This window comes from Halorubrum sp. CGM4_25_10-8A (genome assembly GCF_005435025.1).
Taxonomy (GTDB): Archaea; Halobacteriota; Halobacteria; order Halobacteriales; family Haloferacaceae; genus Halorubrum; species Halorubrum ezzemoulense.
The window spans coordinates 219,400-231,725 of the sequence record NZ_SGTX01000001.1 but is presented as its reverse complement, the minus strand read 5'-3'; the positions used below and the strand labels follow the sequence as shown (position 1 = coordinate 231,725).

The following is a 12,326-nucleotide window of genomic DNA, read 5'->3' as shown; positions in this document are numbered from 1 at the left end:
CGTCGCGTTGGAGCGGGAGCTACTTAGTCCCGCGACGACCGCCCCGGCTCCGGGAGCAGGTCCCACCGGTCGGCGATGATCCCGTCGACGCCGGCTCCGAGGAGCCGCTCGACCTCGTCGCGGTCTGTCGCGGTCCACGCGTTCACCCGCAGCCCGGCCTCGTGTACCGCATCGACGAACCCCGGCTCGGTCGCGACGTCGATCGGGGGGTGGACCGCGACGCAGCCGAGGTCGGTCGCCGCCTCGACCGCGCGCTCGGCGTCCCCGCCCGCGACGAGCAGCGCGCGCGCAGTCTCGGGGTCGCGGTCCCGCAGCGCCGCGAGCGCCCGAGGGTGAAACGACGAGAACAGTACTTCGTTCGCCGCCCGCCGGGCCGCGTCGAGCGCGTCGCCCGCGACGGCCGGCTCCTTGACCTCGACGTTGACGGTGAGGTCGTCGGGCGCGGCGTCGAGCGCGCCGTCGAGCCGCGGGATCGACTCCTCGGAGCCGAGGACCGTCAGTTCGCGGAGTTCGCTCCAGTCGGCATCCGCGACGGGTCCGGACGCGTCGGTCAGTCGGCCGAGATCCGCGTCGTGGACGACGACGAGTTCGCCGCTCGCACACCGTCGCACGTCGAGCTCGACGGCGTCGACGCGCGGTGACGCGCGCTCGATCGCTCCGACCGTGTTCTCCGGGTACTGGTCGGCGCAGGCGCGATGCCCGATCAGCGTGACATCGTCTGGGTCTGTCCGTGTCATCGCGGCGCTCGCGCCTCGCCCTCCCGTCGGTTCGCTCGCTCGATCACGCACGGCCCTCGGGCCCGGACCGTGTTAGCTCTTCGTCGGTCGGGGCCGCCCGCCCGCTCCCGTCGGCTTTTTAGCTACGCGTCGCGCCGGAACGGACATGCGCATCGAGAACAGCTTCATCCCCGTCGAGGGGGTGGGCGAGACGACCGAACGACGCCTCTGGGGGCGGGGCGTCACCACGTGGGAGGCGTTCGACCCCGGGGTCGACGTCGCGGGCGTCGGGACGACGACCGCGGACCGGATCGAGTCGTTCATCGCGGAGGCGCTGACGCGGCTCGACGACGGCGACGCGACCTACTTCGACCGCGAGTTCCCCTCCGGCGAGCGCTGGCGGCTCTACGAGAACTTCCGCGAGGAGACCTGCTTCTTTGACATCGAGACCACCGGCCTCGACGAGCGCCGCGACCGCGTGACGACGGTCAGCTTCCATCAGGGCGGCGAGACGACGACGCTCGTCGCGGGCGAGGACCTCACCGCGCGCCGGCTCCGGGAGCAGTTCGCGGACGCGAGCCTGCTCGCGACGTTCAACGGCGCGCGCTTCGACGTCCCCTTCCTCGAAACATCCTTCGACGTCGAAATCGACACGCCCCACCTCGACCTGATGTACCCGGCCAAGCGGATCGGCCTCTCGGGCGGGTTGAAACCGATCGAGAAGGAACTCGGGATCGACCGCGACCGCCCGGACATCTCCGGCCGCGACGCGGTGCGCCTCTGGCGTGAGTACGAGCGCGGCGACGAGGAAGCGCTGGAGACGCTCGTCTCGTACAACCGCGAGGACACCGTGAACCTCCGGGCGCTCGCAGACGCGGTCTGCGAGGCCCTCGACGATGAAGTGTTCGTCGCCGCCCCGGACGGAGACGGCGACTGAGGGGGATCCGATAGCTCGGCGGGTATGGACCGATCGAGTGGCCGTCGCCGAGGCCGTTACCGACGCAGGACGGTGCCGCTGGATCCGACGACGACCGCGTCGCCGTCGACGTCGACCGCGTTCAGGTTCTCGCCGGTCGGCGTGTCGAGGACGATCCGGTCGTCGGCGGTCGACTCCTGAACCACCCCGCCGCTGCCGACGACGTAGCCGGCCTCGCCGTCGGTCTCGACGTCGACGAGGTCGGCGTCGCCGAGGGCGTCGGGCGTCCAGTTCGCGCCGTCGTACGTCAGGAGCGTCCCGTTGCCGCCGGAGACGGCGACGTCGTCGGGGGCGTCGCTGTCGAGGCCGTAGAACGTCACGTTCGCGTCTTCGATGCCGATCGCGTTCCACGTGACGCCGTCGTCGGTGGCGAACACGCGCCCGTTCGTATCGATCGCGTGTCCGCCTCGGGGGGCGTGGAAGTCGATCGCGGGGAGCGCCGAGCCGCTCCCGGGCGTGACGTAGTCCCACGTCCCCGTCGCGCCGTTCTCGAAGCTGTAGTAGATCTTCCCCGAGTCGCCGGCGACGTACACGTTCGCCTCGCCGGCGGCGCCGGTGACCGCGACGTCGTTGTAGTTGTTCGTGTTGTCCATCGGCGCGGAGCGGTCAACGAGCGTGTCCGTCGCGGGGATGTACTCGCCGATGGCGCCGCTCGCGCCGACGAACCAGACGCGCTCGCCGTCGTCGGTGACCGACGCGCCGTAGAGGTTGTTCCCGTTTCCGGTCGGGCCGCCGTCGCGGAGCGTCAGCCAACCCTCCTCGGCGGGCGCGGTGAGCACGCCGCCGCCCCCGACCGCGAAGCGACCGGCGTTCGCCGACACCACGTCGTGAAGCGTGCTGTCCGTCTCTGTCGCCTCGACGGTCCAGTCCCTCTCCGCGGCCGCGGCTACGCTTGTCACGCTTCCCGATGCGACGATCGCGCCCAGCCCCGCCAGCGTCGCGCGGCGGGTCGCCGTCAGTGATCGGCTCATGTCGCACTCGGCCGTTTCGGCGGCCGTTGTAAGTGCCTTGTGTCCGTTCAGATAATTTGTGAAATTAAAACGGCTAAAATCGGGTTAAACGTCCGCCGAACTGGCGGCTCATCTGCGTTAATGTGTCTCTTCAGGCTTCGATACAGCTGTTCTGGGATCGGCGGGTACTGGCCGAAGACGTTCTCTCCCGGTCAGGAGTCGTTCTCTGACTCGACCGCCTCCGTCGCCGCCCCGGCGTCGGCGGTCACCGCTGCGGTCCCCTCGGCGTCGGACTCGCCGTCTGTCTCGGGGGCGTCGTCCTCGCGCGCGGACTCCGTCGTCTCGTTCTCGGTCCCGTCGCCCGGATCGGCGTCGTCATCTCCGACTCCGTCCGACTCCTCACTGTCGACTCCGTCCGGCTCCTCGCTGTCGACTCCGTCTGACCCTCCGGCTTCGGCTCCTCCCCCTTCCTCGACTTCGTCCGCCTCGGTCTCGGGGCCCGTCCGCTGTACCAACTTCATCTCGCCGCGCGCCCTGAGCGTGCCCTGTATCTCCGCGCCGTCGTACACCACGAGGTCGCCGGCGGAGACGTCGCCGAGGACGCGCGCGCCGGCCTCGACGGTCACGGTTCCGCCCCGGGTCGTCACGTCGCCGTGAATGACCGTCTCCGCGCCCACGGTGATGTCCTCGCGGGCGCGCAGCGAGCCGAACACCTCGTTGCGCTCCCCGACGCGGATCGACGCCGCGCGGAGGTTGCCGTGGAGCCGGCAGTCGTCGCCCACGGTCGCCGGCGTCGACACGCGCCACGCGTCGTCGGCGATCTCGGTGCTCCGCGGGATCAAGAGTGGGTCGCGGACGTCGTCGCCGTCGGCGAGCGCCTCGGCAAGTTCGTCGGCCGCGTCGGTCTCGCCGACGCGCAGCAGCTGCGAGAGGACGATGAAGTAGAAGACGATCGTCGGCACCGGGTTGCGGATGACGATCCAGCCGTTGGCCTCGAACCCCTCCTCGATCGTCACGTCGTCACCGATGTCGAGGTCGCCCGACACCATCAGGCGCCCGGTGACGGTGACCCGCTCGCCGAGGTACGCGTCCTCGCCGACCAACACGTTGCCGTCGACGGAACACCAGGTGTCGAGCCGGCAGTCTCCCTCGGCCTCGATGTCGTCGCCGACGCTGACGCGCTCGCCGATCGCGACGTTGCGGCCGCGGACGCCGAGCTCGACGGTCGACTGGCCGCCCACGAGCACGTCGCCGTCGACGACGACGTCGTGCTCCTCGACGGTCGTCCCCGAGGGGATCGCGAGCTCCTCTATCGGGCCGCCTCCTCGCAGCGACACACCGGGAGCAGTCGCCCCGCGCGTATAAACGGTACGGGGCGTCGGACGAACGTCGGACGCGAGTGAATCGCTCTCGCACGGGATCGCGGTCGCGGTGCTTTTCAGTGCGCCGCCAAACGGACAGGTATGGGATTCGGATCGTACGACGAGAGCGAACAGAAGGACCAGGACGTCGATACCGACGAGGACGACGCGGTGAACGTCCACGAGAACGACCACGACGGTGAGGTCTCCATCGAGGGCGACGCCGACACCGACGACCTCGTCGGCCGCCTCTCCGAGATGCGCGACGAGGACGACGACTGAACTGCCCCTCTCCTGTCACGCTTCGACGCGACTCGCCGCCGACCGGCCGTGGCCGATGTGCGTACAGTTCGCACACCTGATTCGGATTTATCTGTTTCCGCGGCGTGTGTTACTCTATGCCACGGAGGCACAAACTATCGAACCGATCTAGCCGTTCGACGCGGAGCAACCGCCGGAAACGGACGCGCGGTCCCGATCGGCTCGCCGCCGCCGACTCGGAAGATAGCGACGGCGAGGACGCGAGCGCCGATTCCACTTCGGCCGCGACGGTCGCGCTCGCTCGCCGCCTCTGCGCGAACGGGAACGAACAGGCCTGCGAGACGCTCGAACGACTCTGCGAGTCCGGCCACGACACCGCCTGTAACGCGATCTGACCCGGACCCACGGCCGACCCGCCGCGGGCAGGTCTCGTGATACACCTCGAAACCGCCGACTCCCTGTGTTCGTGCCGCTTATCCCCTCTCGTCGAGTATCTGAGCGCATGCGTACCGAACTGACGTTCACCGACCGCGGGGTCGACGTCGTCTACGAGGGGACCGAGTTCGAACTGGAGAAGACGCTGATCGAGGAGGCCACCGGGAAGTCGTACCGGGACGTCACCGACCACGAGGTCCTGACGATCGTCGCCGAGGACCCGGAACTCGACGGCGAACCGGTCCGGATCGGCGATGTGTTGTGACTTCTCCCACGACTACACTCGTGGGCTTTCCTCACTGAGGGGTAGGTCCACGTCTTCGGGAGTTCGCAGGTTCCATCTCACCGCTGGTTCCTTCGAGTATGACCTGCCTTGCGGGCTGGGCCACGACAGCCCCCGCCGTCGATAGCGGGCTCGTGATCTCCTTACCGACGGCCCGCTGCCCGATATTTGACGCAATCCTCGCGAGGAACGGGTCTCGCGCCGGTTAGTAGAGTAAGAAATATATAACGTTAGATCGAATTTACATCTAGAGGTGACCACTCCATGCGACCTCAGACGCGATACCGCATCGGACGAGCCGTTCACATGCTCGTGACGGTACTGACCCTCAACCTCGGACTGGCCCGCGAATCGGCCCCGCTCATCGCGGGCGGCGCGGTGCTGTTCGTCGCGTTCTTCCCGGTCAGCCGGACGCTCGCCGACCGCGTCGGTCACACGCCGATCGACGAGCGCACCCGCGAGATCACGCGGACCGCCGCGAGCCGCGCCGTGATGCTGCTGTTCGGGGCCGCGCTCGCCGTCTTCCTCCTCGGGTCCGCTCTGGAGGCGACGGGCGGACTCGCCGGCGTCGCGGCGACCGCCTACGCGCAGGCCCGCGTCGTGGTGGTGTGGGCCGCCGTCGCGATCTGCGTCTCCTCCGTCGCCCACGGCACGCGGGCTTGGGTCCGACGGCGGGGCGTGGAGGCGTGACCGTGGAGTTCGAGACGCGTATCCGGGAGCTCCGCGAAGAAGCGGGGTTGACGCAGGCCGAACTCGCCGACCGCGTCGACGTGACCCGGCAGACGGTCCTCTACGTCGAGAAGGGTGAGTACAACCCCTCCCTGGAGCTCGCGTGGCGGATCGCGCGAGAGTTCGACGCCCGAATCGAGGAGGTGTTCGAGCTACCCGATCGACCGCGGCCGTGAGCGGTCTCGGCGGTCCTCCACCGCAGCCACGCCGCTCACTCCGCGGCGACGAGCTTGTACCCGCCGCCGTCGGTGTCTCCCCCCTCCGGGTCGGGCGCGCGCTCGGCGTAGTAAATCTCCCCGTCGACGACGCGTGGCGCGCTGGTGATCCAGCCCTCGTGGTCGACGCGCCACACCTCGTCACCGGAGTCGGCCTCCAGCGCGTAGAGCGTGCCGTCCTTCGACCCCGTCAGCACGCGGTCGCCGGCGACCGTCGCGCAGCCGGTGAGCGGGCGGCCGGTCCGGAAGCGCCACTCCACGTCCCCCGTCGCCGCGTCGAGCGCGTACAGGTGGTCGTCGTGACTGCCCATGTACACCACGTCGCGCTCGGGGTCGATCGCGGGCCCCGTCATCGAGAGGTCGCCCGTCTCGAAGCGCCAGTCCTCCTCGCCCGTCTCCAGGTCCACGCGGTACACGTTGAAGTCCCACGAGCCGAAGAAGGCGGCGCCGTCGTACGTCGCGATCGGGCCCTTGATCTCGCCGTCGTTGGACGCGGGCGGGTCGGTCGCGAAGCGCCACTGGAACTCCAGCTCCGGGAAGCTCCAACAGTAGCAGTAGCCGTCGTTCGACCCGCACACCATCCGGCCGGCGGCGAGCGAGATCGCGGGCGAGGAGTGGGGGTGGTCGGTGGGACGGTGGTCGGGCTCCTCCCACGTCACGTCCCCCGTCGCCGCGTCGACCGCGAACAGCCGCCCTTCGGGGTTTGGAAACTCGACCGAGACGTACAGCTCCCCGTCGAGGTACAGCGGGCTCGACCCGATCGAGCCGCCGAGGTCGGTCGACCACTCCAGGTCGCCGGAGTCGAGCGCGAACGCGTAGAGGACGCCGTCGTACGCGCCTACGTAGGCGCGACCGTCCGCGACCGCGGGCGTCCCGTGGATCCCGCGCCCTCCCGCATCGGTCTCGCCGCGCCAGCGAACGTCCCCGTCGGTCGTTATCGCGAGGAGGTCCCCCGTGTCGCCCGGGAGGACGACGCCGCCGTCCGGGGTCGGCACCGCGCTCGCCTTCGCCGCGCTGTGGTCGCCGGTATTGACCGCCGGGATCCGCCACGCCTCTTCGACCGCGTCGGCCACCGTCTCGTCCGGGTAGTACCCCCACCGCTCCAGCGAGCCGCGGAACTGCGCCACGCCCGGAGGTATCGTCTGTCGCGTCGCGTCCCCCGCGCCGGGGTCTACGTCCGGGGCCTCGCGGGGCCCGTCCACGGGCGGGTTGTCGAGCGAGGCACAGCCGGCCGCGGCGGTGGTCGTCGCTGCGCCGACCGCGGCGAGCCACTCGCGTCGGGAGCGGGCGTCGGTCATCGGGCTAGCCCTCGGGTCGGTGTCGCTTTAGTGTGGCGGCCCCGTCGGCGGCGAGCGCGTCGATGGCGCGCGTCCGACCGGACGACTTTTTCCGACGGTGGCCGAAGCGAGGGTATGGACCTCGGATTCGATCTCGGCGCGAACGTCCCGTCTGGCGTGTTCACGCTTCACGCCGTCATCGCCGTCGTGTTCCTAGGACTGGCGGGCCTGAACGGGGCGAACGGCGAGGCGATCGGACTGGCGATCTACCTCGCGATGGCGGGCATGATCGCGCTCGTCGGCTTGCTCGCCGGGCGGATCGTGGCTCGCCGCTGACCGGAACTTTGCCGACGCTTCGCGAGACGCGGTCGATACCCGTCGAAGCCGTCTCGACCGATCACTCCCGTCGGCCTCGGTGAGCGCGATCCGCCGTCGGGGACAGGCACCACGGCGCCCACAAGGGGGGGGGGCGAGAAGCTCTCGAACCCGTTCGTCGACGCGTAGGGATCCAGACACAACGTCCCCGATACGTATCGCGACTGCGTCCAGCGCCTACGACCGACGTGGGGCAAGCATCAGGTACCGCAGCACGTGGAAGAGCTGTCTGCCGTGTTTCCAAGCGATCCCGCGCGGTTTCTGAATCGAGCGCGTCTCTGCGGGAACCTCTCCGATCCTCGCCCCGTTGGCGGCCGCCTCTAACACGAACGTCCCACAGGTACAGGCCGTGTCGAGATCGAGCGACACGGCCAGTTCGCGACGGAGCGCGCGGAACCCCGTACCCGAGTCCCGCACGTCGATCTTCAACCGCGCCAGTTCGTTGAGTAGCCGTTCCGAGGGGCGCGGAATGGTCGATCTGGCACCGAGAACCAGATCCAACTTGCCGTCTCTGACCGGTCGAACGAGACGGTCGACGTCTTCGGGACGGTGTTCGCCGTCGGCGTCGAACGTGACGACGATCTCGGACGTCGCCTCTCGGAACCCGCGTTTCAGCGCGCGGATATAGCCCGCGTTCTCCGGCTGTCGAACGACGTCCGCTCCCGCGTCCTCGGCCTCCGCCGCCGTGGCGTCCGTCGAGCCGTCGTCCACGACCAGCACGGCATACTCGTCGACGAGATCACGAACGACCGGCCCTATCCGACCCGCCTCGTCGTAGGCCGGAACGACAACGGTGACATCGTCCATGAGCTATATTGCCAACACCTGCTCCTATATGTAACGTGTATACGCCGGCTCCCAAGCACGCACTCACCGAGCTACTGTAGTCCGCCGATTGGGACCTCTGAAGCAAGAGTATGGGGCCGGAGGGATTTGAACCCCCGATCGACTGATATCTCCGGTGCGCCTCGGAACTCCAGAGGGTCGTCAACGCGACCGATGATCAGTCGGCCGCTCGGTATATCAGTCTGGAGTGTCGTCCCGGGCGCAAGCCTCTGGAGTCAGTCGCCATGCCTGGCTTGGCCACAGCCCCGCGTGATCTCGCATTCGACCGTTGCCGAAACGCGGATAAAGGGGTTTCGATCACGGACGATCCGACGACGCGGCGGCGGCGAGCGAACGCGCGCGACACGGCGGCGATCCGACCGGCGTTACTCTCGGTCGTCGTCGCTCCAGTCGCAGTCTTGGCACTTGTACCCGGTGACGAACTCGGTCACGCTCGGCATGTACCCGACCGAGATGACGTCCCCGCCGCACTCCGGGCAGTCGCGGTCGGCGTCCGCGATCGATTCGGCCTCCAGCACGGACTCTCCTTCGATCAGCTCTGCGAGCTTCTCGGGCGTCACCATCCGCCCCTGAACGACGCGGTTCGACATACCGTCCGTTCGGGGTCGAGTACCTAAACCCCGGCGACACGCGGGGCGATCACGGAGCCGTGCGATCCGGGGCAGAAATCGGATATGTCGGTCGCCGGCTACGCCGGGCTTACAGCCACGGCGCGCGGGAGTCGTCGTCGGTGAACGGGTCCGCCCCGTCGTCGTCGGCGTCCCGGCTCTCGCCGCCGTTCGCGAGGACGGCGACGTCGTCGTCGACGATCGGGGAGGGCCCCTCAGGCGGCGCGTCGAGCGGCGGTTCGCTCGGCGCTTCCTCCGACTCTTCGTCGGCGTCGGCGGGGTCGGCGTCCGACTTGTCCGCGCCGTCGACGCGACCGTCCGGCGCGTCGTCGTCGGGCGCCTCGTCGTCCCCGGCGGCGCCCTCCTCTCCCTCCGAGTTCGGGTCGTACGCGAACAGGGTCGTCACCGCGAGCACCGCGAGCGCGACGGGCGCCTCCGTCTGCATGAGGTCGAACGGGCCGAGCAGGATCGGCAGCGCGAGCACGCCCAGCGCGACCGCGGAGCCGAACCGGAACCGATCGATGTCGACGCGGCCGCGGAGGTGCGGCGACAGCAGCGCGATCGACAGCGCGAACGCCACGCCCACGGCGGCGGCCGCGGTGCCGTTGACGACGTACTCGGTCGAAGTCCGCAGGGCGAACCCCGACGGCTCGAAGCTCGCGACGAGGCCGAGTCCGATGATCACGCCCGGGCTCGGCAGGTATTCGCCGATTTCCGAGCTAGCGGTCTTCGCGGCGATCGTCAGGATGACAAGCCCGGCGAACCGCTCGAAGACGGGCAGGTTGAGCAGCTCCTGGAGAGTTGGCGCGAGGGCCGCCTCGACGGCGGCGACCGGGATGATCACCGCGCCGATCAGTAGCACGGACGCGACCATCTCCCGACGGGTCCCGTCCATCTCCGCGAGGATCACCGCAGCGGTCGCGGAGCCGCCGAAGATCAGGATACCGGTCTCGACGACGCCGGTGGCCGATCCGAGGACGCCGGCGACGACGAGGGCGGGGAAGATGCCGTCGATGAGCGGCAGGACCATCACGGTCGCGAGCAACTTCGTCGCGCTCCCGACCTGCTGTTCTAATCGCAGGGCGACCGGGTGACGTGACGTGCTCATTTAGGGACGATAGCCCTGACCGTCGGGGTGGCGGTGGGACGCGTGCGACTCGCAGTGGTCCGGGGACCAGCACGCGGAGTCCACGCCGCGGGAGGTCCGACGAGCCCATGTAAAGGGTTTGCGCGGATTGCCGGCTGTGAAGCGGACGCCGAGGTCGGCGTTCGACTGGCCGGCGATACGCGCGTTCACGGGACTGTCGGAGTCCATACCAGATATACGTGTTTCGGTCGCGTTAAAGGTTGTGTGAGACGCGTCCGCATGACACGACGTATCCACGGTGAACGCGTGGCTCCGACGAGGAACCGTCGCCGCTTTCGGGGCTTCTCCGATCATCTCTCGGCGCCGGCTCTCACTCCGGACGCAGAGCGGCTTCGACGGGCCGAACGGACTCAATCGTTCTCGAACCGATCGCGTCTCGGCCGATTGATAGCCATGATCATGTATATAATAGGTATTCGAATGTGAGCAACAACCACGTCCGTGCCGTCTCGCAACGCTTTTCATCGGCCGTTCATGACGGATTATATGGCGACAGATTCTGGCCGATTCTCGGCGAAGCTCGATGTCCCGGAAGCGCTGACGTTCGACGACGTGCTCCTCCGTCCGAAAGAGAGTCGGGTCGAGCCCGACGACGCGGACCTGACGACGCGCGTGTCGAAGCACGTCGAACTCACCGTCCCCGTGCTGTCGGCGGCGATGGACACCGTCACCGAGAGCGACCTCGCGATCGCGATGGCCCGCGAAGGCGGCCTCGGCGTCCTGCACCGCAACATGACCGCCGAGGAGACGGCCGCCGAGGTCGAGCGCGTCAAGCGCGCGCACGAGCTCGTCATCCGCCGCGAGAACGTCGTCACAGTCTCGCCCGACGACACCGTCCGCGAGGCCGACGAGGTGATGGAGCGGCAGGGCGTCTCCGGCGCGCCGGTCGTCGCCGACGACGACACGGTCCTCGGTATCATCTCCGGAACCGACATCCGGCCCTACCTCGAAGTCGGCGAGGACGACGCCGTCCGCGAGGCGATGACCGACGAGGTGATCACCGCCCCGGACGACGTCGATGCGCGCGAGGCGCTCGAACTGATGTACGATCATAAGATCGAGCGCGTCCCCATCGTCGACGGCGACGAGCGGCTCGTCGGGCTGGTGACGATGCAGGGGATCCTCCAGCGCCGCGAACACGAGGACGCCGCCCGCGACGACCGGGGGCGCCTGCTCGCCGGGGTCGCCGTCGGCCCCTTCGAGGAGGAGCGCGCCGTCGCGGCGGATCAGGCCGGCGTAGACGTCATCTTCATCGACTGCGCGCACGCCCACAACCTCAACGTGCTCGACTCGGCGGAGGCGATCAAAGCGACCGTCGACGCCGACGTGGTCGTCGGCAACGTCGGCACGCGCGAGGCCGCCGAGGCCGCGGTCGACTTCGCCGACGGGCTGAAGGTCGGCATCGGACCGGGCTCTATCTGTACCACGCGCGTCGTCAGCGGCGCGGGCATGCCCCAGATGACCGCGGTCGCGGAGGTCGCGGACGTCGCCGCCGAGCACGACGTGCCCGTGATCGCCGACGGCGGGATCCGGTACTCCGGCGACGCGATCAAGGCGATCGCGGCGGGCGCGGACGCCGTGATGCTCGGCTCGTACTTCGCCGGCACCGACGAGGCCCCCGGCCGCGTCATCACGATGCAGGGGAAGAAGTACAAGCAGTACCGCGGGATGGGGTCGGTCGGCGCGATGAAGTCCGGCGGCGGCGACCGCTACCTCAAAGAGGAGGACGAAGACGAGGAGTTCGTCCCCGAGGGCGTCGAGGCGGCGACCCCGTACAAGGGGAGCCTCGCCTCCGAGCTCCACCAGCTCACGGGCGGGATGCGCTCCGGGATGGGGTACGTCGGCGCGGAGACCGTCCCCGACCTCCACGAGCGCGCGGAGTTCGTCCGCGTCTCGACCGCGGGCCAGAGCGAGAGCCACCCGCACGACGTGATGATCACGGACGAGGCGCCCAACTACAGCCCGGACGAGTAACCGGAACCGACCGCCGACCGAGCGCGGTCCCTGTCGGGTCGCGCCCCACCGCGTCGCGCTGCGCCTCGTCGACTCCGGTCGCGTCTCGTCCGATCGCGTCCGGCCGGGCGACCGATCAGCGTGGCGCTTCGAAGAGGTATTTTAATATAGCCAGCGGAGAGACGAAACGTGTG

General features: G+C 69.1%; 15 protein-coding genes and 1 tRNA gene. 8 read left to right on the top strand and 8 right to left on the bottom strand.

The window, feature by feature from the left end:
- Window positions 1-23: 23 nt before the first annotated feature.
- Complete coding sequence (locus tag EXE52_RS01165; RefSeq protein ID WP_089308091.1) at window positions 24-737, bottom strand: glycerophosphodiester phosphodiesterase; 714 nt, start codon at window positions 735-737, stop codon at window positions 24-26.
- A 145-nt stretch (window positions 738-882) separates the two neighbouring features.
- Between EXE52_RS01165 and EXE52_RS01160 the strand changes: the two genes are divergently transcribed.
- Window positions 883-1,653, top strand: coding sequence for a ribonuclease H-like domain-containing protein (locus EXE52_RS01160; protein ID WP_089307800.1), 771 nt, complete (start codon window positions 883-885; stop codon window positions 1,651-1,653).
- A gap of 56 nt (window positions 1,654-1,709) precedes the next feature.
- On the opposite strand, the gene EXE52_RS01155 is transcribed toward EXE52_RS01160, so the two are convergent.
- Both EXE52_RS01155 and EXE52_RS01150 read right to left on the bottom strand, forming a co-directional pair.
- Window positions 1,710-2,591, bottom strand: coding sequence for a hypothetical protein (locus EXE52_RS01155; RefSeq protein WP_199237861.1), 882 nt, complete (start codon window positions 2,589-2,591; stop codon window positions 1,710-1,712).
- A 263-nt stretch (window positions 2,592-2,854) separates the two neighbouring features.
- A complete protein-coding gene (locus EXE52_RS01150) occupies window positions 2,855-3,979 on the bottom strand; it encodes a polymer-forming cytoskeletal protein (protein WP_089307798.1) in 1,125 nt (374 codons plus the stop codon).
- A 126-nt stretch (window positions 3,980-4,105) separates the two neighbouring features.
- Between EXE52_RS01150 and EXE52_RS01145 the strand changes: the two genes are divergently transcribed.
- From EXE52_RS01145 to EXE52_RS01120, 5 genes are all read left to right on the top strand, one after another.
- On the top strand, window positions 4,106-4,285 hold the full coding sequence (locus EXE52_RS01145; protein ID WP_049929958.1) for a DUF5786 family protein: 180 nt from the start codon (window positions 4,106-4,108) through the stop codon (window positions 4,283-4,285).
- A gap of 116 nt (window positions 4,286-4,401) precedes the next feature.
- A complete protein-coding gene (locus EXE52_RS01140; RefSeq protein WP_049929956.1) occupies window positions 4,402-4,659 on the top strand; it encodes a hypothetical protein in 258 nt (85 codons plus the stop codon).
- A gap of 107 nt (window positions 4,660-4,766) precedes the next feature.
- On the top strand, window positions 4,767-4,964 hold the full coding sequence (locus EXE52_RS01135; protein WP_086215320.1) for a DUF5800 family protein: 198 nt from the start codon (window positions 4,767-4,769) through the stop codon (window positions 4,962-4,964).
- Between the two features lie 324 nt (window positions 4,965-5,288).
- On the top strand, window positions 5,289-5,672 hold the full coding sequence (locus EXE52_RS01125) for a hypothetical protein (protein ID WP_086215319.1): 384 nt from the start codon (window positions 5,289-5,291) through the stop codon (window positions 5,670-5,672).
- 2 nt (window positions 5,673-5,674) lie between these two features.
- Entirely contained in the window at window positions 5,675-5,887 is a 213-nt protein-coding gene (locus tag EXE52_RS01120) for a helix-turn-helix transcriptional regulator (protein WP_049929951.1), read from the top strand.
- Window positions 5,888-5,922: 35 nt separating this feature from the next.
- On the opposite strand, the gene EXE52_RS01115 is transcribed toward EXE52_RS01120, so the two are convergent.
- The gene (locus EXE52_RS01115) at window positions 5,923-7,224 is read right to left on the bottom strand and encodes a PQQ-binding-like beta-propeller repeat protein (protein WP_089307797.1); all 1,302 of its coding nucleotides are present in this window, start codon (window positions 7,222-7,224) and stop codon (window positions 5,923-5,925) included.
- Between the two features lie 114 nt (window positions 7,225-7,338).
- Here EXE52_RS01115 and EXE52_RS01110 point away from each other — a divergent pair, with 114 nt between their 5' ends.
- Window positions 7,339-7,539 carry a hypothetical protein gene (locus tag EXE52_RS01110; RefSeq protein WP_049929948.1) on the top strand — a complete coding sequence of 67 codons (201 nt, stop codon included), beginning with the start codon at window positions 7,339-7,341 and terminating at the stop codon, window positions 7,537-7,539.
- Window positions 7,540-7,755: 216 nt separating this feature from the next.
- Here EXE52_RS01110 and EXE52_RS01105 read toward each other — a convergent pair whose 3' ends face one another.
- From EXE52_RS01105 to EXE52_RS01095, 4 genes are all read right to left on the bottom strand, one after another.
- Window positions 7,756-8,385, bottom strand: coding sequence for a glycosyltransferase family 2 protein (locus EXE52_RS01105; protein WP_049929946.1), 630 nt, complete (start codon window positions 8,383-8,385; stop codon window positions 7,756-7,758).
- A gap of 111 nt (window positions 8,386-8,496) precedes the next feature.
- Window positions 8,497-8,671: transfer RNA gene (locus EXE52_RS18185), tRNA-Trp, on the bottom strand.
- 118 nt (window positions 8,672-8,789) lie between these two features.
- Entirely contained in the window at window positions 8,790-9,014 is a 225-nt protein-coding gene (locus tag EXE52_RS01100; protein ID WP_049929945.1) for a DUF5795 family protein, read from the bottom strand.
- 109 nt (window positions 9,015-9,123) lie between these two features.
- A complete protein-coding gene (locus EXE52_RS01095; RefSeq protein WP_089307796.1) occupies window positions 9,124-10,140 on the bottom strand; it encodes a DUF5794 domain-containing protein in 1,017 nt (338 codons plus the stop codon).
- 525 nt (window positions 10,141-10,665) lie between these two features.
- On the opposite strand from EXE52_RS01095, the gene guaB reads away from it, so the two are divergent.
- Entirely contained in the window at window positions 10,666-12,153 is a 1,488-nt protein-coding gene (guaB, locus tag EXE52_RS01085; RefSeq protein ID WP_089307795.1) for an IMP dehydrogenase, read from the top strand.
- The last annotated feature ends 173 nt before the right edge of the window (window positions 12,154-12,326 follow it).

Excerpts from the sequence above, each read along its gene's own strand:
- EXE52_RS01165 (WP_089308091.1), bottom strand. The coding sequence starts at position 737 with ATGACACGGACAGACCCAGACGATGTCACGCTGATCGGGCATCGCGCC.
- EXE52_RS01160 (WP_089307800.1), top strand. The coding sequence starts at position 883 with ATGCGCATCGAGAACAGCTTCATCCCCGTCGAGGGGGTGGGCGAGACG.
- EXE52_RS01145 (WP_049929958.1), top strand. The coding sequence starts at position 4,106 with ATGGGATTCGGATCGTACGACGAGAGCGAACAGAAGGACCAGGACGTC.
- EXE52_RS01140 (WP_049929956.1), top strand. The coding sequence starts at position 4,402 with ATGCCACGGAGGCACAAACTATCGAACCGATCTAGCCGTTCGACGCGG.
- EXE52_RS01135 (WP_086215320.1), top strand. The coding sequence starts at position 4,767 with ATGCGTACCGAACTGACGTTCACCGACCGCGGGGTCGACGTCGTCTAC.
- EXE52_RS01125 (WP_086215319.1), top strand. The coding sequence starts at position 5,289 with ATGCTCGTGACGGTACTGACCCTCAACCTCGGACTGGCCCGCGAATCG.
- EXE52_RS01115 (WP_089307797.1), bottom strand. The coding sequence starts at position 7,224 with ATGACCGACGCCCGCTCCCGACGCGAGTGGCTCGCCGCGGTCGGCGCA.
- EXE52_RS01110 (WP_049929948.1), top strand. The coding sequence starts at position 7,339 with ATGGACCTCGGATTCGATCTCGGCGCGAACGTCCCGTCTGGCGTGTTC.
- EXE52_RS01105 (WP_049929946.1), bottom strand. The coding sequence starts at position 8,385 with ATGGACGATGTCACCGTTGTCGTTCCGGCCTACGACGAGGCGGGTCGG.
- EXE52_RS01100 (WP_049929945.1), bottom strand. The coding sequence starts at position 9,014 with ATGTCGAACCGCGTCGTTCAGGGGCGGATGGTGACGCCCGAGAAGCTC.
- EXE52_RS01095 (WP_089307796.1), bottom strand. The coding sequence starts at position 10,140 with ATGAGCACGTCACGTCACCCGGTCGCCCTGCGATTAGAACAGCAGGTC.
- guaB (WP_089307795.1), top strand. The coding sequence starts at position 10,666 with ATGGCGACAGATTCTGGCCGATTCTCGGCGAAGCTCGATGTCCCGGAA.